This window comes from Shigella sp. FJ200513 (assembly GCF_040495915.1).
Taxonomy (GTDB): domain Bacteria; phylum Pseudomonadota; class Gammaproteobacteria; order Enterobacterales; family Enterobacteriaceae; genus ECMA0423.
The window spans coordinates 12,098-35,411 of sequence record NZ_JBDYCV010000038.1; the positions used below are offsets into that span (position 1 = coordinate 12,098).

Consider the following 23,314-nt stretch of genomic DNA (forward strand, 5'->3'; position numbering starts at 1 on the left):
ATGTCTGCAACAAAACTGACCCGCCGCGAACAACGCGCCCGGGCCCAACATTTTATCGACACCCTGGAAGGCACCGCCTTTCCCAACTCAAAACGCATTTATATCACTGGCACACACCCCGGCGTGCGCGTGCCGATGCGTGAGATCCAGCTTAGCCCGACGCTAATTGGCGGTAGCAAAGAACAGCCGCAGTACGAAGAAAACGAAGCGATTCCGGTCTACGACACCTCCGGCCCGTATGGTGATCCGCAGATCGCCATTAACGTGCAGCAAGGGCTGGCAAAACTACGCCAGCCGTGGATCGATGCGCGCGCCGATACCGAAGAACTTACCGTGCGCAGTTCCGATTACACCAGAACGCGGCTGGCAGATGATGGTCTCGACGAGCTACGTTTTAGCGGCTTATTAACGCCAAAACGCGCCAAAACAGGACGCCGTGTCACCCAACTGCACTACGCCCGCCAGGGCATCATCACGCCGGAAATGGAATTCATCGCCATCCGCGAGAATATGGGCCGCGAGCGCATCCGTAGCGAGGTTTTACGCCACCAGCATCCGGGAATGAGCTTTGGCGCACATCTGCCGGAAAATATCACTGCGGAATTTGTCCGTGATGAAGTTGCTGCCGGACGTGCGATTATCCCGGCCAACATTAATCATCCGGAATCGGAGCCGATGATTATTGGCCGTAACTTCCTGGTAAAAGTTAACGCCAATATCGGCAACTCGGCGGTCACCTCTTCCATCGAAGAAGAAGTGGAAAAGCTGGTATGGTCCACGCGCTGGGGAGCGGATACGGTGATGGATCTCTCCACCGGTCGCTATATTCACGAAACCCGCGAGTGGATTTTGCGTAACAGTCCGGTGCCGATCGGTACAGTGCCGATCTACCAGGCGCTGGAGAAGGTTAACGGGATCGCCGAAGATCTTACCTGGGAAGCGTTCCGCGACACGCTGCTGGAACAGGCCGAGCAAGGTGTGGATTACTTCACTATCCATGCGGGCGTACTGCTGCGCTATGTGCCGATGACCGCGAAACGCCTGACCGGTATCGTCTCTCGCGGCGGTTCGATTATGGCGAAATGGTGCCTCTCCCATCATCAGGAAAATTTCCTCTATCAACACTTCCGCGAAATTTGTGAAATCTGTGCCGCTTATGACGTTTCGCTGTCGCTGGGCGACGGTCTGCGCCCCGGTTCTATTCAGGACGCCAACGATGAAGCGCAGTTTGCCGAATTGCATACGCTGGGCGAACTGACCAAAATCGCCTGGGAATATGACGTACAGGTGATGATTGAAGGCCCAGGCCATGTGCCGATGCAGATGATCCGCCGCAATATGACCGAGGAGTTAGAGCACTGCCACGAAGCGCCGTTTTACACTCTGGGGCCGCTAACTACCGATATTGCACCGGGCTATGACCACTTCACGTCGGGGATTGGTGCGGCGATGATTGGCTGGTTTGGCTGCGCGATGCTCTGTTACGTAACGCCAAAAGAGCATCTGGGTCTGCCCAATAAAGAAGATGTTAAGCAGGGGCTTATCACTTATAAGATTGCCGCCCACGCTGCTGACCTGGCAAAAGGGCATCCGGGCGCGCAAATTCGCGATAACGCCATGTCGAAAGCCCGCTTCGAATTTCGCTGGGAAGACCAGTTTAATCTGGCCCTCGACCCGTTTACCGCCCGCGCTTATCACGATGAAACCCTGCCCCAAGAGTCCGGCAAAGTCGCCCATTTTTGCTCCATGTGTGGGCCAAAATTCTGCTCGATGAAAATCAGCCAGGAAGTACGCGATTACGCCGCCGCGCAAACCATTGAAGTGGGAATGGCGGATATGTCGGAGAACTTCCGTGCCAGAGGCGGAGAAATCTACCTGCATAAGGAGGAAGCGTGATGTATCAGCCTGATTTTCCTCCTGTACCTTTTCGTTTAGGACTGTACCCGGTGGTGGACAGCGTACAGTGGATCGAACGTCTGTTGGATGCAGGCGTACGTACTCTCCAGCTACGCATCAAAGATCGGCGCGATGAAGAGGTGGAAGCCGATGTCGTGGCGGCAATTGCGCTGGGCCGCCGCTATAACGCGCGATTGTTTATCAACGATTACTGGCGGCTCGCGATCAAGCATCAGGCGTATGGCGTCCATTTGGGGCAGGAAGATTTGCAAGCCACCGATCTCAATGCCATCCGCGCGGCAGGCCTGCGGCTGGGCGTTTCGACACATGACGATATGGAAATCGACGTCGCGCTGGCAGCACGCCCCTCTTATATCGCGCTGGGACATGTGTTCCCGACGCAAACCAAACAGATGCCTTCTGCACCGCAGGGGCTGGAACAGTTGGCACGGCATGTTGAGCGCCTGGCGGATTATCCCACCGTGGCGATTGGCGGTATCAGTCTGGCACGCGCGCCTGCGGTGATAGCAACGGGTGTCGGCAGTATCGCCGTCGTCAGCGCCATTACTCAAGCCGCAGACTGGCGTTTGGCAACGGCACAGTTGCTGGAAATTGCAGGAGTTGGCGATGAATGACCGTGACTTTATGCGTTATAGCCGCCAAATTCTGCTCGACGATATCGCTCTTGACGGGCAGCAAAAACTGCTCGACAGCCAGGTGCTGATTATTGGTCTTGGCGGGCTGGGTACACCTGCTGCGCTATACCTGGCAGGGGCTGGCGTCGGGACGCTGGTACTGGCAGATGACGACGATGTGCATTTAAGCAATCTGCAACGACAAATCCTCTTTACCACTGAAGATATCAACAGCCCGAAATCGCAGGTCAGCCAACAGCGACTGACACAGTTGAATCCCGACATTCAACTGACAGCATTACAACAACGGTTAACGGGTGAGGCGTTGAAAGATGCGGTTGCACAAGCCGATGTGGTGCTCGACTGTACCGACAATATGGCGACTCGCCAGGAGATTAATGCCGCCTGCGTGGCACTCAACACGCCGCTTATCACCGCCAGCGCGGTCGGATTTGGCGGTCAGTTGATGGTACTGACACCGCCCTGGGAGCAGGGGTGTTACCGCTGCCTGTGGCCAGATAACCAGCAGCCAGAACGCAACTGCCGCACGGCGGGCGTGGTTGGCCCGGTGGTCGGGGTGATGGGCACTTTGCAGGCACTGGAAGCCATTAAGTTATTAAGCGGTATAGAGACGCCTGCGGGAGAACTCCGACTGTTCGACGGTAAGTCGAGCCAGTGGCGCAGCCTGGCGTTGCGCCGCGCCAGTGGTTGCCCGGTATGCGGAGGAAGCAATGCAGATCCTGTTTAACGATCAACCGATGCAGTGCGCCGCCGGGCAAACTGTTCACGAACTACTGGAGCAACTCGACCAACGACAAGCGGGCGCGGCTCTGGCGATTAATCAGCAAATCGTCCCGCGTGAGCAGTGGACGCAACATATCGTGCAGGATGGCGACCAGATCCTGCTTTTTCAGGTTATTGCAGGGGGTTGAGATGTTACGTATTGCGGACAAAACGTTTGATTCACATCTGTTTACCGGCACAGGGAAATTCGCTTCTTCACAACTGATGGTGGAGGCGATCCGCGCTTCCGGCAGCCAGCTGGTGACACTGGCGATGAAACGTGTCGACTTGCGCCAGCACAACGACGCTATCCTCGAACCGCTTATCGCGGCGGGTGTGGCCCTGCTGCCGAATACTTCCGGGGCGAAAACAGCGGAAGAAGCCATTTTCGCCGCCCATCTGGCACGTGAAGCGTTAGGCACAAACTGGCTAAAATTGGAGATTCACCCTGACGCCCGCTGGCTGTTGCCCGATCCCATCGAAACCCTGAAAGCCGCCGAAACGCTGGTACAACAGGGATTTGTCGTGCTGCCTTACTGCGGGGCCGATCCGGTATTGTGTAAACGTCTGGAAGAAGTCGGCTGTGCAGCGGTGATGCCGCTCGGCGCGCCGATTGGCTCGAATCAGGGACTGGAAACCCGTGCCATGCTGGAGATTATTATCCAGCAGGCCACAGTTCCGGTGGTTGTCGATGCTGGCATCGGCGTTCCCAGCCATGCCACGCAGGCGCTGGAAATGGGGGCCGACGCGGTGTTAGTGAATACGGCGATTGCCGTCGCGGACGATCCCGTCAACATGGCGAAGGCATTTCGTCTGGCGGTAGAAGTAGGCCTGCTGGCACGTCAGTCCGGACCGGGCAGCCGCAGTTATTTTGCTCATGCCACCAGCCCGCTGACCGGATTTCTGGAGGCATCGGCATGAAAACCTTCAGCAATCGCTGGCGACAACTGGACTGGGACGACATCCGCCTGCGTATCAACGGCAAAACGGCTGCTGACGTAGAGCGGGCGCTAAATGCCTCGCAACTCACCCGCGACGACATGATGGCGCTGTTATCGCCTGCCGCCAGTGGCTATCTGGAACAACTGGCCCAACAGGCGCAGCGTCTGACCCGTCAGCGATTTGGCAACACAGTTAGTTTCTACGTCCCGCTTTATCTTTCCAATCTTTGCGCTAACGACTGCACGTACTGCGGATTTTCCATGAGTAATCGCATCAAGCGCAAAACGCTGGATGAAGCGGATATTGCCAGGGAAAGCGCCGCTATACGGGAGATGGGCTTTGAACATCTGCTATTAGTCACTGGTGAACATCAGGCGAAAGTGGGGATGGATTACTTTCGTCGTCATCTCCCCGCCCTGCGTGAACAGTTCTCTTCACTACAAATGGAAGTGCAACCGCTGGCGGAGACGGAATACGCCGAGTTAAAGCAACTTGGTCTGGATGGGGTGATGGTTTATCAGGAGACATATCACGAGGCGACTTATACCCGCCATCATTTGAAAGGCAAAAAACAGGACTTCTTCTGGCGGCTGGAAACGCCGGATCGGCTGGGGCGTGCGGGGATTGATAAGATAGGCCTCGGCGCGCTAATTGGCCTTTCCGACAACTGGCGCGTTGACTGCTATATGGTTGCCGAACATTTGCTATGGCTGCAACAGCATTACTGGCAAAGCCGTTACTCTGTCTCCTTTCCGCGCCTGCGCCCGTGTACTGGCGGCATTGAGCCTGCGTCGATTATGGATGAACGCCAGTTAGTGCAAACCATCTGCGCCTTCCGACTGCTTGCACCGGAGATTGAACTGTCACTCTCCACGCGGGAATCACCGTGGTTTCGCGATCGCGTTATTCCGCTGGCGATCAATAACGTCAGCGCCTTCTCGAAAACGCAGCCAGGTGGCTATGCCGATAATCACCCCGAGTTGGAACAGTTCTCACCGCACGACGATCGCAGACCGGAAGCGGTTGCTGCCGTGTTAACCGCTCAGGGTTTGCAGCCGGTATGGAAAGACTGGGACAGCTATCTGGGACGCGCCTCGCAAAGACTATGAGACGGAATGTAAGAACGTAAATTTATTCCGAGCCGCTACGGAAGATGAAAAACGCAAGGTTGTTGAAAGCGTTGTGTTTTTTTATGGTAGTGCCGTCAGCAGGAATGTTGTCCAGGGCGAAAAGCTTCTTCCTCGTTTCGCCCTGCCTTTCTTAATATTTTCCGTGAAGAATTTGCCCTCTGAATAACACCCATAAAAAAACCCGCCGAAGCGGGTTTTTACGTTATTTGCGGATTAACGATTACTCGTTATCAGAACCGCCCAGACCTGCGTTCAGCAGTTCTGCCAGGCTGGCAGATGCGTCTTCTGCAGTCACCTGCGGTGCAGCCGGAGCTTCACCCGCAGCACGGCGACGCATACGATCCTGGTGGTACGCGTAACCGGTACCTGCCGGGATCAGACGACCCACGATAACGTTCTCTTTCAGGCCGCGCAGTTCGTCGCGTTTGCCCGCAACGGCTGCTTCGGTCAGCACGCGAGTGGTCTCCTGGAACGATGCCGCGGAGATGAAGGACTCGGTTGCCAGAGACGCTTTGGTGATACCCAGCAGATCGCGGGAGTAAGTTGCACCCACTTTGCCGTTCGCTTCCAGTTCGCGGTTTGCGATCTTGACGCGAGAGTATTCAACCTGTTCGCCTTCCAGGAAGTCGGAGCTGCCCGCGTTAACGATGGTAGCTTTACGCAGCATCTGACGAACGATAACTTCGATGTGTTTATCGTTAATCTTTACGCCCTGCAGACGGTATACGTCCTGTACTTCGTTAACGATGTAACGAGTCACAGCATGAACACCACGCAGACGCAGAATGTCGTGCGGCGCTTCCGGACCGTCGGAAATTACGTCACCACGTTCTACACGTTCACCTTCGAACACGTTGAGCTGACGCCATTTCGGAATCATCTCTTCGTACGGATCGCTACCGTCTACCGGGGTGATAACCAGACGACGTTTACCTTTGGTTTCTTTACCGAAGGAAACGATACCGCTGATTTCAGCCAGGATTGCCGGCTCTTTCGGACGACGAGCTTCGAACAGGTCCGCAACGCGCGGCAGACCACCGGTGATGTCCTTGGTACCGCCGGATTCCTGCGGAATACGCGCCAAGGTGTCACCAGAGCTGATCTGTACGCCATCTTCCAGCTGAACAATCGCTTTACCCGGCAGGAAGTACTGCGCAGGCATATCGGTACCTGGGATCAGAACGTCGTTACCCTGAGCATCAACGATTTTCAGTGCCGGACGCAGATCTTTACCACCTGCGGTACGTTCTGCGGAATCCAGAACCACCAGCGAAGACAGACCGGTCAGTTCGTCGGTCTGACGAGTAATGGTCTGGCCGTCGATCATGTCAGTAAAGCGTACAAAACCGCTTACTTCGGTGATAACCGGCATGGTGTGCGGGTCCCAGTTTGCAACGGTTTCGCCGCCAGCAACCTGTTCGCCATCGCCTTTCGCCAGTACCGCACCGTAAGGCACTTTGTAGCTTTCTTTGGTACGACCGAATTCGTCGATCAGTTTCAGTTCGGTGTTACGGGAAGTGATAACCAGTTTACCGCTGGAGTTCACAACCGACTTCACGTTGCTGAGCTTGATGCTACCTTTGTTTTTCACCTGGATGCTGGATTCAGCAGCCGCACGAGATGCCGCACCACCGATGTGGAACGTACGCATGGTCAGCTGTGTACCCGGTTCACCGATGGACTGTGCCGCGATAACACCGATTGCTTCACCTTTGTTGATGATGTGGCCACGCGCCAGGTCACGACCGTAGCAGTGCGCACATACACCAAAGTCGGTGTCACAAGATACAACAGAACGTACTTTTACCGCGTCGACAGAGTTCTCTTCCAGCAGGTCACACCACTGTTCGTGCAGCAGCGTGTTGCGCGGAACGAGAATATCAGCAGTACCCGGCTTCAGAACGTCTTCAGCAGTTACACGACCCAGTACGCGATCGCGCAGCGGCTCTTTAACGTCACCCCCCTCGATAACCGGAGTCATCATGATACCTTCATGGGTACCACAATCGTCTTCGGTAACCACCAGGTCCTGCGCCACGTCAACCAGACGACGAGTCAGGTAACCGGAGTTCGCAGTTTTCAGTGCGGTATCCGCCAGACCTTTACGAGCACCGTGGGTGGAGATGAAGTACTGGAGTACGTTCAGACCTTCACGGAAGTTCGCGGTGATTGGCGTTTCGATGATGGAGCCATCCGGCTTTGCCATCAGACCACGCATACCAGCAAGCTGACGAATCTGTGCCGCAGAACCACGCGCACCGGAGTCGGCCATCATGTAGATGCTGTTGAAGGAAACCTGCTTCTCTTCCTGACCGTCACGGTTAATAACGGTTTCAGTTTGCAGGTTATCCATCATCGCTTTGGATACACGATCGTTCGCCGCAGCCCAGATATCGATAACTTTGTTGTAGCGTTCGCCCGCAGTTACCAGACCAGACTGGAACTGCTCCTGAATTTCAGCAACTTCTGCTTCTGCCTCGGAGATGATTTCGTGTTTCTTCTCCGGGATGACCATGTCATCGATGCCAACAGATGCACCAGAACGCGCTGCATAGGCGAAGCCGGTGTACATGATCTGGTCCGCAAAAATAACGGTCGGTTTCAGACCGAGAATGCGGTAGCAGGTGTTCAGCATTTTGGAGATTGCTTTTTTACCCAGCGCCTGGTTGACGATGGAGTAAGGCAGACCTTTCGGTACAATCATCCACAGAATGGCACGGCCAACAGTCGTGTCTTTCAGGCTGGTTTTCGCTACTAATTCACCGTTAGCATCTTTTTCATACTCGGTGATACGCACTTTAACGCGCGCATGCAGAGAAGCCAGACCAGAGCGATACAGACGTTCTGCTTCTTTCGGGCCAGTCAGCACCATGCCTTCGCCTTTGGCGTTAACACAGTCACGGGTCATGTAGTACAGACCCAGTACAACGTCCTGAGACGGAACGATGATTGGTTCGCCGTTCGCCGGGGACAGGATGTTGTTGGTAGACATCATCAGCGCACGCGCTTCCAGCTGGGCTTCCAGCGTCAGCGGTACGTGAACAGCCATCTGGTCACCATCGAAGTCGGCGTTATATGCCGCACAAACCAGCGGGTGCAGCTGGATAGCTTTACCTTCGATCAGTACCGGTTCAAATGCCTGGATACCCAGACGGTGCAGAGTCGGTGCACGGTTCAGCAGTACCGGGTGTTCGCGGATAACTTCGTCCAGGATATCCCAAACGACAGCTTCTTCGCGCTCAACCATTTTCTTCGCAGCTTTAATGGTGGTAGCAAGACCACGCAGTTCCAGCTTGCCGTAGATGAACGGTTTGAACAGCTCCAGCGCCATTTTCTTCGGCAGACCGCACTGATGCAGACGCAGGTATGGACCTACGGTGATTACAGAACGACCGGAGTAGTCAACACGCTTACCGAGCAGGTTCTGACGGAAACGACCCTGTTTACCTTTGATCATGTCGGCCAAAGATTTCAGAGGACGCTTGTTAGAACCGGTGATCGCACGACCGCGACGACCGTTATCCAGCAGGGCGTCTACCGCTTCCTGCAGCATACGTTTTTCGTTACGTACGATGATGTCCGGCGCAGCCAGATCCAGCAGACGTTTCAGACGGTTGTTACGGTTAATGACGCGACGATACAGATCGTTCAGGTCAGAAGTCGCGAAACGACCACCATCCAGCGGAACCAGCGGACGCAGATCTGGCGGCAGTACCGGCAGAACGGTCAGGATCATCCACTCTGGTTTGTTACCAGACTGAACGAACGCTTCCAGCAGTTTGATACGCTTGGTCAGCTTTTTACGCTTGGTTTCGGAGTTGGTTTCGTTCAGCTCTTCACGCAGCTGTTCGCACTCTTGCTCCAGATCCATGCTCTTCAGCAGAGCCTGGATTGCTTCCGCACCCATCTTCGCGTCGAATTCGTCACCGAACTCTTCCAGCGCGTCCAGATACTGCTCTTCAGTCAGGATCTGCTGACGTTCCAGGTTGGTCATACCGCCTTCGATAACCACATAGGATTCAAAGTACAGTACGCGTTCGATATCGCGCAGCGGCATATCGAGCAGCAGACCGATACGGGACGGCAGCGATTTCAGGAACCAGATGTGCGCAGTCGGGGAAGCCAGTTCGATGTGGCCCATACGCTCACGGCGTACTTTAGTCTGGGTCACTTCAACGCCGCACTTCTCACAGATGACGCCACGGTGTTTCAGGCGCTTGTACTTACCGCACAGGCACTCGTAATCTTTTACCGGCCCAAAGATACGGGCGCAGAAAAGGCCGTCACGTTCTGGTTTGAACGTACGGTAGTTGATGGTTTCCGGCTTTTTAACTTCACCGAAAGACCATGAACGGATCATGTCTGGCGAAGCCAGAGCAATTTTGATCGCATCAAACTCTTCGGTTTTAGTCTGCGCTTTCAGAAACTTTAATAAATCTTTCACGGATTTGCTCCCGTCGGAGTTAGCACAATCCGCTGCCGGGTTTTACCCCGACAGCAGTGACCTGTTTGAGCGAGAATTACTCGTCTTCCAGTTCGATGTTGATACCCAGCGAACGAATCTCTTTCAACAATACGTTGAAGGATTCTGGCATGCCCGGCTCCATCTGATGGTTGCCGTCCACAATGTTTTTATACATCTTGGTACGACCGTTCACGTCATCAGACTTAACAGTGAGCATTTCCTGCAGGGTGTATGCTGCGCCGTATGCTTCCAGCGCCCACACTTCCATCTCCCCGAAACGCTGACCACCGAACTGTGCCTTACCACCCAGCGGCTGCTGAGTAACCAGGCTGTAAGAACCGGTGGAACGCGCGTGCATCTTGTCGTCGACCAGGTGGTTCAGTTTCAGCATGTACATGTAACCAACGGTTACCGGACGCTCGAACTGTTCACCAGTGCGACCATCGTACAGGCGGATCTGACCGGAAGTCGGCAGGTCGCCAAGTTTCAGCAGCTCTTTAATTTCTGCTTCTTTCGCACCGTCGAACACCGGCGTTGCGATTGGCATACCTTTGCGCAGGTTTTCAGCCAGACGCATAACTTCTTCATCGCTGAAGGTACTCAGGTCAACTTTCTGACGAACGTCAGCGCCCAGATCGTACGCACGCTGGATGAATTCGCGCAGTTTCGCGACTTCTTGCTGCTGTTTCAGCATGGCGTTGATCTTGTCGCCGATACCTTTCGCAGCCATACCCAGGTGGGTTTCGAGGATCTGACCGATGTTCATACGAGACGGTACGCCCAGCGGGTTCAGTACGATGTCTACCGGCGTACCGTTTTCATCGTAAGGCATATCTTCGATCGGGTTGATCTTAGAAATTACACCCTTGTTACCGTGACGACCTGCCATCTTGTCACCAGGCTGGATACGGCGTTTAACCGCCAGATATACCTTAACAATCTTCAGCACGCCCGGTGCCAGATCGTCGCCCTGGGTGATTTTGCGGCGTTTCGCTTCGAGTTTCTTCTCGAACTCGTGTTTCAGTTCGTCATACTGCTCAGCCAGCTGTTCCAGCTGATTTTGTTTCTCTTCGTCTGTCAGGCCCAGCTCCAGCCAGCGATCGCGCGGCAGTTTGTCGAGCTTCTCAGCTTCAACGCCACCGGCTACCAGCACAGCACGGATACGGCTGAACAGACCCGCTTCGAGGATCTGCAGTTCTTCAGACAGGTCTTTCTTCGCCTGTTTGAGCTGCATTTCTTCGATTTCCAGCGCACGTTTGTCTTTTTCTACGCCATCGCGAGTAAAGACCTGAACGTCGATAACCGTACCGGATACACCGTTTGGTACGCGCAGAGAAGAGTCTTTAACGTCAGAGGCTTTCTCACCGAAGATCGCACGCAGCAGTTTTTCTTCTGGGGTCAGCTGAGTTTCACCTTTCGGCGTTACCTTACCAACCAGAATGTCGCCACCGGTCACTTCCGCACCAATGTAAACGATACCGGATTCATCCAGTTTGGAGAGCGCAGCTTCACCCACGTTCGGGATGTCAGCGGTGATCTCTTCCGGACCCAGCTTGGTGTCACGGGACACACACGCCAGTTCCTGAATGTGGATGGTGGTGAAACGGTCTTCCTGAACAACACGCTCGGATACGAGGATGGAGTCTTCGAAGTTGTAACCATTCCACGGCATGAACGCTACGCGCATGTTCTGACCAAGCGCCAGTTCACCGAGGTCGGTGGACGGACCGTCTGCCAGCACGTCGCCACGTTCAACCGGTTCACCCAGAGACACACACGGCATCTGGTTGATACAGGTGTTCTGGTTAGAACGGGTGTATTTGGTCAGGTTGTAGATGTCGATACCTGCTTCACCCGGATACATCTCGTCTTCGTTAACTTTGATAACGATACGGGAAGCATCCACGTACTGAACGACACCACCACGTTTAGCTACCGCAGTTACACCGGAGTCAACGGCAACAGCACGTTCCATACCAGTACCAACCAGCGGCTTATCAGCGCGCAGAGTCGGAACGGCCTGACGTTGCATATTCGCACCCATCAATGCACGGTTGGCGTCATCGTGTTCCAGGAACGGGATCAGGGACGCACCGACGGATACCACCTGCTGGGTGGATACGTCCATGTAGTCAACCTGGTCGCGGCTGAACAAGCTGGATTCGCCTTTGCTACGGCAAGTTACCAGGTCTTCTACGAAGTGGCCTTCTTCATCCAGGTTGGAGTTCGCCTGGGCGATAACGTAGTTGCCTTCTTCGATAGCAGACAGGTAGTGAATTTCGTCAGTTACAACACCGTCGGTCACTTTACGATACGGAGTCTCAAGGAAGCCGTATTCGTTAGTCTGTGCGTACACGGACAGAGAGTTGATCAGACCGATGTTCGGACCTTCAGGGGTTTCGATTGGACATACGCGACCGTAGTGAGTCGGGTGTACGTCTCGAACTTCGAAGCCTGCACGTTCACGGGTCAGACCGCCTGGGCCGAGTGCGGAGATACGACGTTTGTGCGTAATCTCAGACAGCGGGTTGTTCTGGTCCATAAACTGAGACAGCTGGCTGGAACCGAAGAACTCTTTCACTGCTGCGGAAATCGGCTTGGCGTTGATCATATCCTGAGGCATCAGGGTATCCAGATCGCCCAGAGACAGACGCTCTTTCACCGCACGCTCTACACGTACCAGGCCAACGCGGAACTGGTTTTCCGCCATTTCGCCAACGGAACGGATACGACGGTTGCCGAGGTGGTCGATATCATCGACTTCGCCTTTACCGTTACGGATATCGATGAGCTTTTTCATAACATCAATGATGTCGTCTTTGCTCAGAATACCGGAACCTTCGATTTCTTCGCGCAGCAGAGAACGGTTGAACTTCATACGACCAACCGCAGACAAGTCATAACGGTCTTCGGAGAAGAACAGGTTCTCGAACAGGCTTTCAGCTGCTTCACGAGTCGGCGGCTCGCCAGGGCGCATCATGCGGTAGATTTCTACCAGTGCGCTCAGACGGTCGTTAGTTGGGTCGACACGTAAGGTTTCAGAGATATATGGGCCGTGATCCAGATCGTTGGTGAACAGCGTTTCGATACGCTTGTGACCAGACTGGCTCAGCTTAGCCAGCAGATCCAGGCTCAGCTCCATGTTCGCTGCGCAGATCAGCTCGCCGGTAGACTCATCAATATAGTCTTTAGCAACCACTTTACCTGCGATGTACTCAACCGGGACTTCAATCAGTTTGACGTCGTCTTTTTCCAGCTGGCGAATGTGGCGCGCAGTGATACGGCGGCCTTTTTCTACGTACACTTTACCGTTAGCTTCGATGTCAAAAGATGCGGTTTCACCACGCAGGCGTTCCGGCACCAGTTCCATCTGCAGCTTGTTATCACGGATTTCAAAGATAACTTTTTCAAAGAACAGGTCGAGGATCTGCTCTGTGGTGTAGTTCAGGGCGCGCAGAATGATGGTCGCAGGCAGTTTACGGCGACGGTCGATACGTACGAACAGGTTGTCCTTCGGATCGAATTCGAAGTCCAGCCAGGAACCACGGTAAGGGATGATGCGCGCGTTATACAGCACTTTACCCGAAGAGTGGGTTTTACCTTTGTCGGAGTCAAAGAAGACGCCCGGACTACGGTGCAGCTGGGAAACGATAACACGCTCAGTACCGTTGATAACAAAGGTACCGTTGTCTGTCATGAGCGGAATTTCGCCCATGTAGACTTCTTGTTCTTTAATGTCTTTTACGGTGCCTTCCGGCGCTTCGCGCTCATAGATCACCAGACGCAGTTTAACGCGCAGCGGTGCGGAATAGGTCACGCCACGGATTTGACATTCCTGGACGTCAAACACCGGTTCGCCAAGGCGGTAGCTGACGTATTGCAGCTCGGAATTACCGCTGTAGCTCTGAATCGGGAATACGGAACGGAAAGCAGCTTCCAGACCATACTGCCCTTCAGGATCTTGCTCGATAAATTTCTGAAACGAGTCAAGCTGGATAGAAAGGAGATAAGGTACATCCAGAACTTGTGGACGTTTACCAAAATCCTTACGAATACGTTTTTTCTCGGTATAGGAGTAAACCATAGGGTTCCTCAGCTCGCTGACAAGTCGACCCATCTGTCCATTGAGCGGACAGTTTGTGCAACACTATTTTGTTGACCGGAAAATGGAACACTTTCCGCAATGCCTGTTGCTATCACGCTTAAACCATTTCATTGCGATTTACACAGAACGGACGTCCTGTCGCAGTATATTAAGTCGTCGATAGAAACAAGCATTGAAAGGCACAGCAGTAGTCAAACAGTGTGAAACGCTACTGGCGCCTTACAGCGCAAAAAGGCTGGTGACTAAAAAGTCACCAGCCATCAGCCTGATTTCTCAGGCTGCAACCGGAAGGGTTGGCTTATTTAACTTCAACTTCAGCGCCAGCTTCTTCCAGAGCTTTTTTCAGTGCTTCTGCGTCGTCTTTGCTCACGCCTTCTTTCAGAGCAGCCGGTGCAGATTCTACCAGGTCTTTAGCTTCTTTCAGACCCAGGCCAGTTGCGCCACGTACTGCTTTGATAACAGCAACTTTGTTAGCGCCAGCAGCTTTCAGAATTACGTCGAATTCAGTTTTTTCTTCAGCAGCTTCAACCGGGCCAGCAGCTACAGCTACAGCAGCAGCAGCGGAAACACCGAATTTTTCTTCCATTGCAGAGATCAGTTCTACAACGTCCATTACAGACATAGCTGCAACTGCTTCAATGATTTGATCTTTAGTGATAGACATTTAAATTGTTCCTGAATATCAGAATAAGTTTATACGTAAGCGAATGCGTTAAAAAGATAACTGCGATTAAGCAGCTTCTTTCGCATCGCGTACAGCAGCCAGAGTACGAACCAGTTTGCCAGCCGAAGCTTCTTTCATGGTTGCCATCAGGCGTGCAATTGCTTCTTCGTAGGTCGGCAGAGTTGCCAGGCGGTCGATCTGAGACGCCGGGATCAGCTCACCTTCAAAGGCAGCGGCTTTGACCTCAAATTTTGCATTCGCTTTCGCGAACTCTTTGAACAGACGAGCAGCAGCGCCCGGGTGTTCCATAGAGTATGCAATCAGGGTCGGACCAACAAACGCGTCTTTCAGGCACTCGAACGGAGTACCTTCAACAGCACGGCGCAGCAGGGTGTTACGAACAACACGCATGTATACGCCAGCTTCGCGACCTGCTTTACGCAGTTCAGTCATTTTATCTACAGTTACGCCACGGGAATCCGCAACTACTGCAGACAGCGCGCCTTTGGCTACTTCGCTGACTTCAGCAACAATCGCTTGTTTGTCTTGAAGATTTAAAGCCATTAGCTTTGCTCCTGGATGTTTGCCAGAGAAAATCTCTGGAACTCACTTCACTCCTCCAAACGGAGAGAGCGTCTTAATTACGGTGAGCAGAAACAAGCCAGAATATAAAAGAATAATCTTAGCGTTCTGTCACCGTCTACGCAGGGGATTAAGTTTCTTGCGAAACTCCTGCGGTCTTCGACGGAGGCCTGGATAGGCCAGGCTCCAACGAACAAATCTTTTCTATCCGTCGCTATTCAACTTGTGGCGGCGTTGGCTTCCTTCATTCGCACCAGTCACATAGTTAGCTATGCTCTTGGCGACTCACTCAGTTGCCGCCTTGCCACAACCCGAATATCTCGGATATACGTCTGCATTAAGCATTATACGTGGGGGTAAGATTGTAGACAAAATCACCGCCCACGTAAAGGCATTAGTTTACAGAAGCGCTCAGGCCAGCCTGGTCAACTGCAACACCTGCACCCATGGTGGTGGAGATGCTAACTTTCTTGATGTACACGCCTTTCGCCTGAGTCGGTTTTGCTTTTTTCAGCGCAACCAGCAGAGCTTCCAGGTTTTCTTTCAGTTTGTCAGCGTCAAAGTCCACTTTACCGATGGTGGTGTGGATGATGCCGTTTTTGTCGTTACGGTAACGAACCTGGCCAGCTTTAGCGTTTTTAACCGCTTCAGCAACGTTCGGTGTTACAGTACCCACTTTCGGGTTTGGCATCAGGCCACGCGGACCCAGAACCTGGCCCAGCTGGCCAACAACGCGCATTGCATCCGGAGAAGCAATAACAACGTCAAAGTTCATTTCGCCTTTCTTGATCTGGTCAGCCAGATCTTCCATACCTACCAGTTCTGCGCCTGCAGCTTTAGCAGCTTCAGCGTTTGCACCTTGGGTAAATACGGCTACGCGAACGGAACGGCCAGTACCGTGCGGCAGTACAGTTGCACCACGTACGTTCTGGTCAGATTTACGAGCGTCGATGCCGAGGTTAACAGCTACGTCCACGCTTTCTACGAATTTAGCAGTCGCCAGCTCTTTCAGCAGTGCGATAGCTTCGTTGATGTCGTACTGTTTGGTTGCATCAACTTTCTCACGGATAACACGCATGCGCTTGGTCAGTTTAGCCATTTCTTAGTCCTCCACTACCAGGCCCATGGAACGTGCAGTACCTTCGATGGAGCGAGTCATCGCTTCAATGTCGGCACCAGTCATGTCGGCAGCTTTGGTCTGCGCGATTTCCTGCAGCTGAGCGCGGGAAATTTTACCCACTTTGTCTTTGTTCGGCTTACCGGAACCAGACTTGATACCTGCCGCTTTTTTCAGCAGAACTGCTGCCGGCGGGGTCTTGGTAACGAAAGTGAAAGAACGGTCAGCGTAAACGGTGATTACTACCGGAATCGGCAGACCTTTTTCGATGGAATCAGTTTTTGCGTTGAACGCTTTGCAGAATTCCATGATGTTTACGCCCTGCTGACCCAGAGCCGGACCTACTGGCGGACTCGGGTTAGCCATACCAGCTGCAACCTGCAGCTTGACATAGGCTTGTACTTTCTTAGCCATTATAAATTCCTCAAGTTGGGTAATAACGCCTCTGAGAGGCTCCCCGTGATATAAAAAATCGTTTTACGGGCAAGGCCCATAAAAACAAAAGGCGCGAAATTGTATTCCAATCTCACGCCTTGTGCAACGATTAAATCGCCGCTTTTTTGATCGCTGGGTTAGGCTTTTTCAACCTGGCTGAAGTCCAGCTCTACCGGGGTCGCACGACCGAAGATAGAAACAGACACTTTCAGACGAGATTTCTCGTAATCCACTTCTTCAACAACACCGTTGAAGTCAGCGAACGGACCATCATTAACACGGACCATTTCACCCGGTTCAAACAGCGTTTTCGGACGCGGCTTATCACCAACCTGCTGCAGGCGGTTCATAATCGCATCGACTTCTTTATCGCTGATTGGCGCAGGACGATCGGAAGTACCGCCGATGAAGCCCATCACACGCGGTACGCTGCGCACCAAGTGCCAGCTCGCGTCGTTCATCACCATCTGAACGAGGACGTAGCCAGGGAAGAATTTACGTTCGCTTTTGCGACGCTGACCGCCACGGATTTCAACCACTTCTTCGGTTGGTACCATGACTTCACCAAACAAATCTTCCATGTTGTGTAATTTGATATGCTCACGCAGCGACGTTGCTACGCGGCCTTCAAAACCGGAAAACGCCTGAACGACGTACCAGCGCTTTTTAGGAGCTTCAGACATCTCAGAACCTCAGGCCAGTGATAAAGGATACCAGGCGAACCAGAATACCATCCAGTCCCCACAGGATCAGTGACATTACTGCGGTAACCGCAGCCACAATCAGCGTGGTGTGCAATGTTTCCTGGCGAGTCGGCCAAATGACCTTACGGACTTCGGTACGCGCTTCACGGGCAAAAGCAATGGTAGCTTTACCTTTTGTCGTTAACAGCGCGACACCACCCGCTGCAGCAATCAGAATTACTACGGCCAGCGCACGCAGCGGCAGCATAATGTCGCGATAAAGGTAGTTGCCGACAATCGCCGCCAGGAGCAATGCCACCACAACGACCCACTTCATCGCTTCCAGGCCGCGCCCGCTTCCTTGAGCTTCGGTATTCGCACTCATAAACCAACCTGTCAGAAGTTTTCTACAAACATTTTCACCCCGCGATCGCGAGGCAAACCAAATCGAAACGCGTATTAGCTTTTCGGATTATACGCCCTCAACAGAGCCTGTCTCAGCAATGATTATGACAAAGAAAATCACTGATGAGCCAGGTTCTGGTACGAAAGCGTGCAAAAAGGGCATCAAATGATGCCCTTTTAGTGCGCATTGCGTCAAATGTTATCGGCAATTAGCTCAGAACTTTTGCTACAACGCCCGCGCCAACGGTACGGCCGCCTTCACGGATTGCGAAACGCAGACCGTCGTCCATCGCGATCGGGTGGATCAGGGTAACAACCATTTTGATGTTGTCGCCCGGCATTACCATCTCTACGCCTTCCGGCAGTTCGATGGTACCAGTCACGTCAGTAGTACGGAAGTAGAACTGCGGACGGTAGCCTTTGAAGAACGGAGTATGACGACCGCCTTCATCTTTGGACAGAATGTACACTTCAGATTCGAACTTGGTGTGCGGCTTGATGGTGCCCGGCTTAGCCAGTACCTGACCACGTTCGATTTCTTCACGTTTGATACCACGCAGCAGAACACCTACGTTCTCACCAGCACGCCCTTCGTCCAGCAGTTTGCGGAACATTTCAACGCCAGTACAGGTAGACTTCTGAGTCTCTTTGATACCAACGATTTCAACTTCTTCACCAACTTTGATGATACCGCGTTCTACACGACCGGTAACAACGGTACCACGACCGGAGATGGAGAATACGTCTTCGATCGGCAGCAGGAACGGCTTGTCAATCGCACGCTCTGGTTCCGGAATGTAAGAATCCAGGAAGCCAGCCAGTTCCAGGATTTTCGCTTCCCACTCTGCGTCGCCTTCCAGCGCTTTCAGAGCAGAACCACGAACGATCGGAGTGTCGTCGCCCGGGAAGTCGTACTGAGACAGAAGTTCACGAACTTCCATTTCAACCAGTTCCAGCAGCTCTTCGTCATCAACCATGTCGCATTTGTTCAGGAACACGATGATGTACGGAACGCCTACCTGACGACCCAGCAGGATGTGCTCACGAGTCTGCGGCATCGGGCCGTCAGTCGCAGCAACTACCAGGATCGCGCCGTCCATCTGAGCAGCACCGGTGATCATGTTTTTAACATAGTCGGCGTGCCCCGGGCAGTCTACGTGTGCGTAGTGACGGGTCGGGGTGTCGTATTCAACGTGAGAAGTGTTGATGGTGATACCACGAGCTTTTTCTTCCGGCGCGTTATCGATCTGGTCGAATGCGCGAGCAGCACCGCCGTAGGTTTTAGCCAGTACGGTAGTGATTGCAGCGGTCAGCGTTGTTTTACCATGGTCAACGTGGCCGATAGTACCGACGTTAACGTGCGGTTTTGTACGTTCAAACTTTTCTTTAGACATCGATTGTCCCTCTAAGACACGGATAAATCGGTGATATCACCACATCAACCAGGCAACATGCCCGACTTGTTGAATGCAATAAACAGAAGGAAAAAACAGGGAGGAGAAAAGAAGTGGTGCTGATAGGCAGATTCGAACTGCCGACCTCACCCTTACCAAGGGTGCGCTCTACCAACTGAGCTATATCAGCACATCTTGGAGCGGGCAGCGGGAATCGAACCCGCATCATCAGCTTGGAAGGCTGAGGTAATAGCCATTATACGATGCCCGCATCCTAGAACTCGGCTACCTGATTTTCATTCTGCACTGAATATCGAGAGAAGCTCTCTTTATTCGAGCCGGTAAGTGAACTTATCGTCTCGGGCTACGCCATCGCGTGGCCGAAATTGGTGGTGGGGGAAGGATTCGAACCTTCGAAGTCTGTGACGGCAGATTTACAGTCTGCTCCCTTTGGCCGCTCGGGAACCCCACCGGACTTGATGGTGCCGACTACCGGAATCGAACTGGTGACCTACTGATTACAAGTCAGTTGCTCTACCTACTGAGCTAAGTCGGCATCAAGTAGCGCGCATTCTATGGAGACATGCGAGTTCATGCAACTAAAAAATTGCATAATTTGTTTTATTGGTCACATTTTATGCTACACGATGAAGAAACAGCCGAACGGAGGGCAGATTAGCACACTTTTTCAACATCATTGTGCTCAACAATGCGCTCCTGCTAAACCATAATTCTTTTTATCAGATGGAATATCTGTCACATTGCTTTTCAACGATAGCTTCCTGGCAGAGATTTTTTCTTATTATTCCTCCCCATCTGGTGTTACCCTCCTGCCCATTAACCCATTCAACAGAACTGTGACGCGCCATGGCAAATATCGCTTTGCCGATAGAGCTATGACCGCCAGAAACATGCTTATGAGTATAAAAGAGCAAACGTTAATGACGCCTTACCTACAGTTTGACCGCAACCAGTGGGCAGCTCTGCGTGATTCCGTACCTATGACGTTATCGGAAGATGAGATCGCCCGTCTCAAAGGTATTAATGAAGATCTCTCGTTAGAAGAAGTTGCCGAGATCTATTTACCTTTGTCACGTTTGCTGAACTTCTATATAAGCTCGAATCTGCGCCGTCAGGCAGTTCTGGAACAGTTTCTTGGTACCAACGGGCAACGCATTCCTTACATTATCAGTATTGCTGGCAGTGTCGCGGTGGGGAAAAGTACAACCGCCCGTGTATTGCAGGCGCTATTAAGCCGTTGGCCGGAACATCGTCGTGTTGAACTGATCACTACAGATGGCTTCCTTCACCCTAATCAGGTTCTGAAAGAACGTGGTCTGATGAAGAAGAAAGGCTTCCCGGAATCGTATGATATGCATCGCCTGGTGAAGTTTGTTTCCGATCTCAAATCCGGCGTGCCAAACGTTACAGCCCCTGTTTACTCGCATCTTATTTATGATGTGATCCCGGATGGAGATAAAACTGTTGTTCAGCCTGATATTTTAATTCTTGAAGGGTTAAATGTCTTACAGAGCGGGATGGATTATCCACACGATCCACATCATGTATTTGTTTCCGATTTTGTCGATTTTTCGATATATGTTGATGCACCGGAAGACTTACTTCAGACGTGGTATATCAACCGTTTTCTGAAATTCCGCGAAGGGGCTTTTACAGACCCGGATTCCTATTTTCATAACTACGCGAAATTAACTAAAGAAGAAGCGATTAAGACTGCCATGACATTGTGGAAAGAGATCAACTGGCTGAACTTAAAGCAAAATATTCTACCTACTCGTGAGCGCGCCAGTTTAATCCTGACGAAAAGTGCTAATCATGTGGTAGAAGAGGTCAGACTACGCAAATAATTTGCAGGGGAGCGAATACTCCCCTTTCTTATTTTTCTGCACTACGCAGGGATATTTCACCGCCCATCCAGGGTTTTATTATTCCATCCTGCTCAAGTAATAAAGCCCCCTGTTTGTCTATTCCGCGTGAAATGCCAAATATTTCTTTATCACCAATGATAAGTTTCACTGGGCGATTAATAAAATTATCCAGCTTTTCCCAGCGCGACAGATAAGGTGCCAATCCTTCTTGTTCGAAGAGTTCCAACGCAGCACGTAATTCACGTATTAGCATGGCCGCCAACGTATTACGATCAAGATTGATCCCCGCTTCCTGCAGCGTGATCCACCCCTGATTAACGACACTCTCTTCAACACGGCGCATTGCCATGTTGATCCCGGCTCCAATGACTATTTGCGCCGCATCGCCAGTTTTGCCAGTCAGCTCCACAAGAATGCCTGCCAGCTTGCGATCCTGCAGATAGAGGTCATTAGGCCATTTGACACGAACTTTATCTGCTCCCAGCTTTCGTAATACTTCCGCCATCACGATACCGATAACCAGACTTAAACCAATCGCCGCCGCCGGGCCTTGTTCCAGACGCCAGAACATCGACAAATATAAGTTTGCGCCAAAAGGCGAAAACCATTTCCGCCCCCGGCGACCACGGCCAGCCTGCTGGTATTCTGCAACACAGGCATCGCCCGATTTAAGCTCTCCGATACGATCAAGAAGGAACTGATTCGTGGAGTCAATAACTGGCAGCACGGCTACACTACCGCCATCCAGCTGACCCAATATCTGTTCAGCATTAAGTAACTGGATGGGCTCAGGCAGGCTGTATCCTTTACCCGGAACGGTAAAGACATCAACGCCCCAGTCACGCAGTGTCTGAATGTGTTTATTAATAGCCGCCCGGCTCATTCCCAGCGTTTCACCCAACTGCTCGCCAGAGTGAAATTCACCGTTCGCTAACAGGGCAATCAATTTCAGTGGCACGGTGTTATCCTTCATGAAATTGTCTCCACTGCGCTCACTTCACCTGATGCACCAATAAAGCGGACTTCAGGCTCAAGCCAGACATTAAATTTTTCACCCACTTTTTGTCTTACATGGTGTGCCAGTTGCACCACATCTTCGCTTTTTGCATTGTCTTCATTAATGAGAACTAACGCCTGTTGACGGTGCACCGCAGCCCCACCCATTTGCATCCCTTTTAGCTGGCACTGATCAATAAGCCAACCTGCTGCCAGTTTTACTGAACCACCCGCCTGGGGGTAATTTGGTGCTGTTGGAAATTGCGCCAGTAATGCTTTAGCCGTTTCGGCAGATACAACAGGGTTTTTGAAGAAACTACCGGCATTGCCATTCACTTTTGGATCAGGGAGTTTGGTGGTGCGCATATGACACACCGCATTAAATACTTGCTGTGGCGTTACTGTTGTAGGATCCAGACGAGTTAAGTCACCATACGTTAGTACAGGTTGCCACTCTTTTGGCAGACGCAGACCTACGGCTACAATGGCGAAGCGATCCTGGTATTCATGTTTAAAAATACTGTCGCGATAGCCAAAACGGCACTCTTTGGCAGTTAAGCGCACTTGCTTGCCTGTCGCCAGTTCAACACAATCAACATAAGCGCAAACTCGCTGTAATTCTACGCCATAAGCACCAATATTCTGGATAGGTGATGAGCCGACACAACCAGGAATTAATGCCAGATTTTCCAGACCAGGCATACCTTCCTGCAAAGTGTATTTTACCAGGCGATGCCAGTTTTCTCCGGCTCCTACATGTAAATACCACGCATCAGGTTCATCATGAATTTCGATACCTTTGATCCGGTTGATGATCACCGTGCCGCGATAGTCTTCCAGAAAAAGTACATTACTTCCTTCACCCAGAATAAGAACGGGTTGTCCTTCTGCGGTTGCATGCTGCCAGGCATTGAGTAATTGTTGTTCGTCTTCGGCACATACAATGTGCTGAGCATTATGATCAATGCCAAATGTGTTCCAGGGTTTTAAGGAGTGGTTCATAGCTGCTTTCCTGATGCAAAAACGAGGCTAGTTTACCGTATCTGTGGGGGGATGGCTTGTAGATATGACGACAGGAAGAGTTTGTAGAAACGCAAAAAGGCCCGACTGGGCTTTCTGCTTAATTTGATGCCTGGCAGTTCCCTACTCTCGCATGGGGAGACCCCACACTACCATCGGCGCTACGGCGTTTC

At 52.2% G+C, this 23,314-nt stretch carries 18 protein-coding genes and 4 tRNA genes; 7 read left to right on the plus strand and 15 right to left on the minus strand.

Annotated elements, in window-relative coordinates; genetic code table 11:
* From thiC to thiH, 6 genes are read left to right on the plus strand one after another with little or no spacing between them, the layout of a single operon-like run.
* Nucleotides 1-1,896, plus strand: a complete 1,896-nt coding sequence (gene thiC, locus ABZJ92_RS10480) for a phosphomethylpyrimidine synthase ThiC (RefSeq protein WP_001276920.1) — start codon at nt 1-3, stop codon at nt 1,894-1,896.
* Nucleotides 1,896-2,531 carry a thiamine phosphate synthase gene (thiE, locus tag ABZJ92_RS10485; RefSeq protein WP_000284600.1) on the plus strand — a complete coding sequence of 212 codons (636 nt, stop codon included), beginning with the start codon at nt 1,896-1,898 and terminating at the stop codon, nt 2,529-2,531. The genes thiC and thiE overlap by 1 nt, the downstream gene beginning before the upstream one ends.
* Nucleotides 2,524-3,279, plus strand: a complete 756-nt coding sequence (gene thiF, locus ABZJ92_RS10490) for a thiazole biosynthesis adenylyltransferase ThiF (RefSeq protein WP_000999749.1) — start codon at nt 2,524-2,526, stop codon at nt 3,277-3,279. Before thiE ends, thiF begins: the two co-directional genes overlap by 8 nt.
* On the plus strand, nt 3,263-3,463 hold the full coding sequence (gene thiS, locus ABZJ92_RS10495; RefSeq protein ID WP_001166232.1) for a sulfur carrier protein ThiS: 201 nt from the start codon (nt 3,263-3,265) through the stop codon (nt 3,461-3,463). Before thiF ends, thiS begins: the two co-directional genes overlap by 17 nt.
* A gap of 1 nt (nt 3,464) precedes the next feature.
* Nucleotides 3,465-4,235: a thiazole synthase gene (gene thiG / locus ABZJ92_RS10500; RefSeq protein ID WP_000944091.1), complete on the plus strand. Its 771-nt coding sequence runs from the start codon at nt 3,465-3,467 to the stop codon at nt 4,233-4,235.
* A complete protein-coding gene (gene thiH, locus ABZJ92_RS10505; protein ID WP_000847552.1) occupies nt 4,232-5,365 on the plus strand; it encodes a 2-iminoacetate synthase ThiH in 1,134 nt (377 codons plus the stop codon). Before thiG ends, thiH begins: the two co-directional genes overlap by 4 nt.
* A 241-nt stretch (nt 5,366-5,606) precedes the next feature.
* On the opposite strand, the gene rpoC is transcribed toward thiH, so the two are convergent.
* The 13 genes from rpoC to ABZJ92_RS10570 form a co-directional block, all read right to left on the minus strand.
* Nucleotides 5,607-9,830, minus strand: coding sequence for a DNA-directed RNA polymerase subunit beta' (gene rpoC, locus ABZJ92_RS10510; RefSeq protein WP_000653944.1), 4,224 nt, complete (start codon nt 9,828-9,830; stop codon nt 5,607-5,609).
* Nucleotides 9,831-9,906: 76 nt separating this feature from the next.
* Nucleotides 9,907-13,935 (minus strand): DNA-directed RNA polymerase subunit beta, encoded by a 4,029-nt coding sequence (rpoB, locus tag ABZJ92_RS10515; protein ID WP_000263098.1) that lies wholly within the window; start codon nt 13,933-13,935, stop codon nt 9,907-9,909.
* Nucleotides 13,936-14,254: 319 nt separating this feature from the next.
* The gene (gene rplL / locus ABZJ92_RS10520) at nt 14,255-14,620 is read right to left on the minus strand and encodes a 50S ribosomal protein L7/L12 (protein WP_000028878.1); all 366 of its coding nucleotides are present in this window, start codon (nt 14,618-14,620) and stop codon (nt 14,255-14,257) included.
* A gap of 66 nt (nt 14,621-14,686) precedes the next feature.
* The gene (gene rplJ / locus ABZJ92_RS10525) at nt 14,687-15,184 is read right to left on the minus strand and encodes a 50S ribosomal protein L10 (protein WP_001207201.1); all 498 of its coding nucleotides are present in this window, start codon (nt 15,182-15,184) and stop codon (nt 14,687-14,689) included.
* A 412-nt stretch (nt 15,185-15,596) separates the two neighbouring features.
* Nucleotides 15,597-16,301: a 50S ribosomal protein L1 gene (gene rplA, locus ABZJ92_RS10530; protein ID WP_001096684.1), complete on the minus strand. Its 705-nt coding sequence runs from the start codon at nt 16,299-16,301 to the stop codon at nt 15,597-15,599.
* Nucleotides 16,302-16,304: 3 nt separating this feature from the next.
* The gene (gene rplK / locus ABZJ92_RS10535) at nt 16,305-16,733 is read right to left on the minus strand and encodes a 50S ribosomal protein L11 (protein ID WP_001085926.1); all 429 of its coding nucleotides are present in this window, start codon (nt 16,731-16,733) and stop codon (nt 16,305-16,307) included.
* 158 nt (nt 16,734-16,891) lie between these two features.
* Nucleotides 16,892-17,437 (minus strand): transcription termination/antitermination protein NusG, encoded by a 546-nt coding sequence (gene nusG, locus ABZJ92_RS10540; protein WP_001287516.1) that lies wholly within the window; start codon nt 17,435-17,437, stop codon nt 16,892-16,894.
* A 1-nt stretch (nt 17,438) separates the two neighbouring features.
* Nucleotides 17,439-17,822: a preprotein translocase subunit SecE gene (gene secE, locus ABZJ92_RS10545; RefSeq protein ID WP_001275696.1), complete on the minus strand. Its 384-nt coding sequence runs from the start codon at nt 17,820-17,822 to the stop codon at nt 17,439-17,441.
* 229 nt (nt 17,823-18,051) lie between these two features.
* Nucleotides 18,052-19,236, minus strand: coding sequence for an elongation factor Tu (gene tuf / locus ABZJ92_RS10550; RefSeq protein WP_000031784.1), 1,185 nt, complete (start codon nt 19,234-19,236; stop codon nt 18,052-18,054).
* A 114-nt stretch (nt 19,237-19,350) separates the two neighbouring features.
* Nucleotides 19,351-19,426 (minus strand) — tRNA-Thr (locus tag ABZJ92_RS10555).
* 6 nt (nt 19,427-19,432) lie between these two features.
* Nucleotides 19,433-19,507, minus strand: a tRNA-Gly gene (locus tag ABZJ92_RS10560).
* Nucleotides 19,508-19,623: 116 nt separating this feature from the next.
* A tRNA-Tyr gene (locus tag ABZJ92_RS10565) sits at nt 19,624-19,708 on the minus strand.
* 8 nt (nt 19,709-19,716) lie between these two features.
* Nucleotides 19,717-19,792 (minus strand) — tRNA-Thr (locus tag ABZJ92_RS10570).
* A 361-nt stretch (nt 19,793-20,153) separates the two neighbouring features.
* On the opposite strand from ABZJ92_RS10570, the gene coaA reads away from it, so the two are divergent.
* Complete coding sequence (coaA, locus tag ABZJ92_RS10575) at nt 20,154-21,104, plus strand: type I pantothenate kinase (protein ID WP_000023083.1); 951 nt, start codon at nt 20,154-20,156, stop codon at nt 21,102-21,104.
* A gap of 28 nt (nt 21,105-21,132) precedes the next feature.
* On the opposite strand, the gene birA is transcribed toward coaA, so the two are convergent.
* Both birA and murB read right to left on the minus strand, forming a co-directional pair.
* Complete coding sequence (birA, locus tag ABZJ92_RS10580; protein ID WP_000654608.1) at nt 21,133-22,098, minus strand: bifunctional biotin--[acetyl-CoA-carboxylase] ligase/biotin operon repressor BirA; 966 nt, start codon at nt 22,096-22,098, stop codon at nt 21,133-21,135.
* The gene (murB, locus tag ABZJ92_RS10585) at nt 22,095-23,123 is read right to left on the minus strand and encodes a UDP-N-acetylmuramate dehydrogenase (RefSeq protein WP_001016669.1); all 1,029 of its coding nucleotides are present in this window, start codon (nt 23,121-23,123) and stop codon (nt 22,095-22,097) included. Before murB ends, birA begins: the two co-directional genes overlap by 4 nt.
* Between the last annotated feature and the right edge of the window lie 191 nt (nt 23,124-23,314).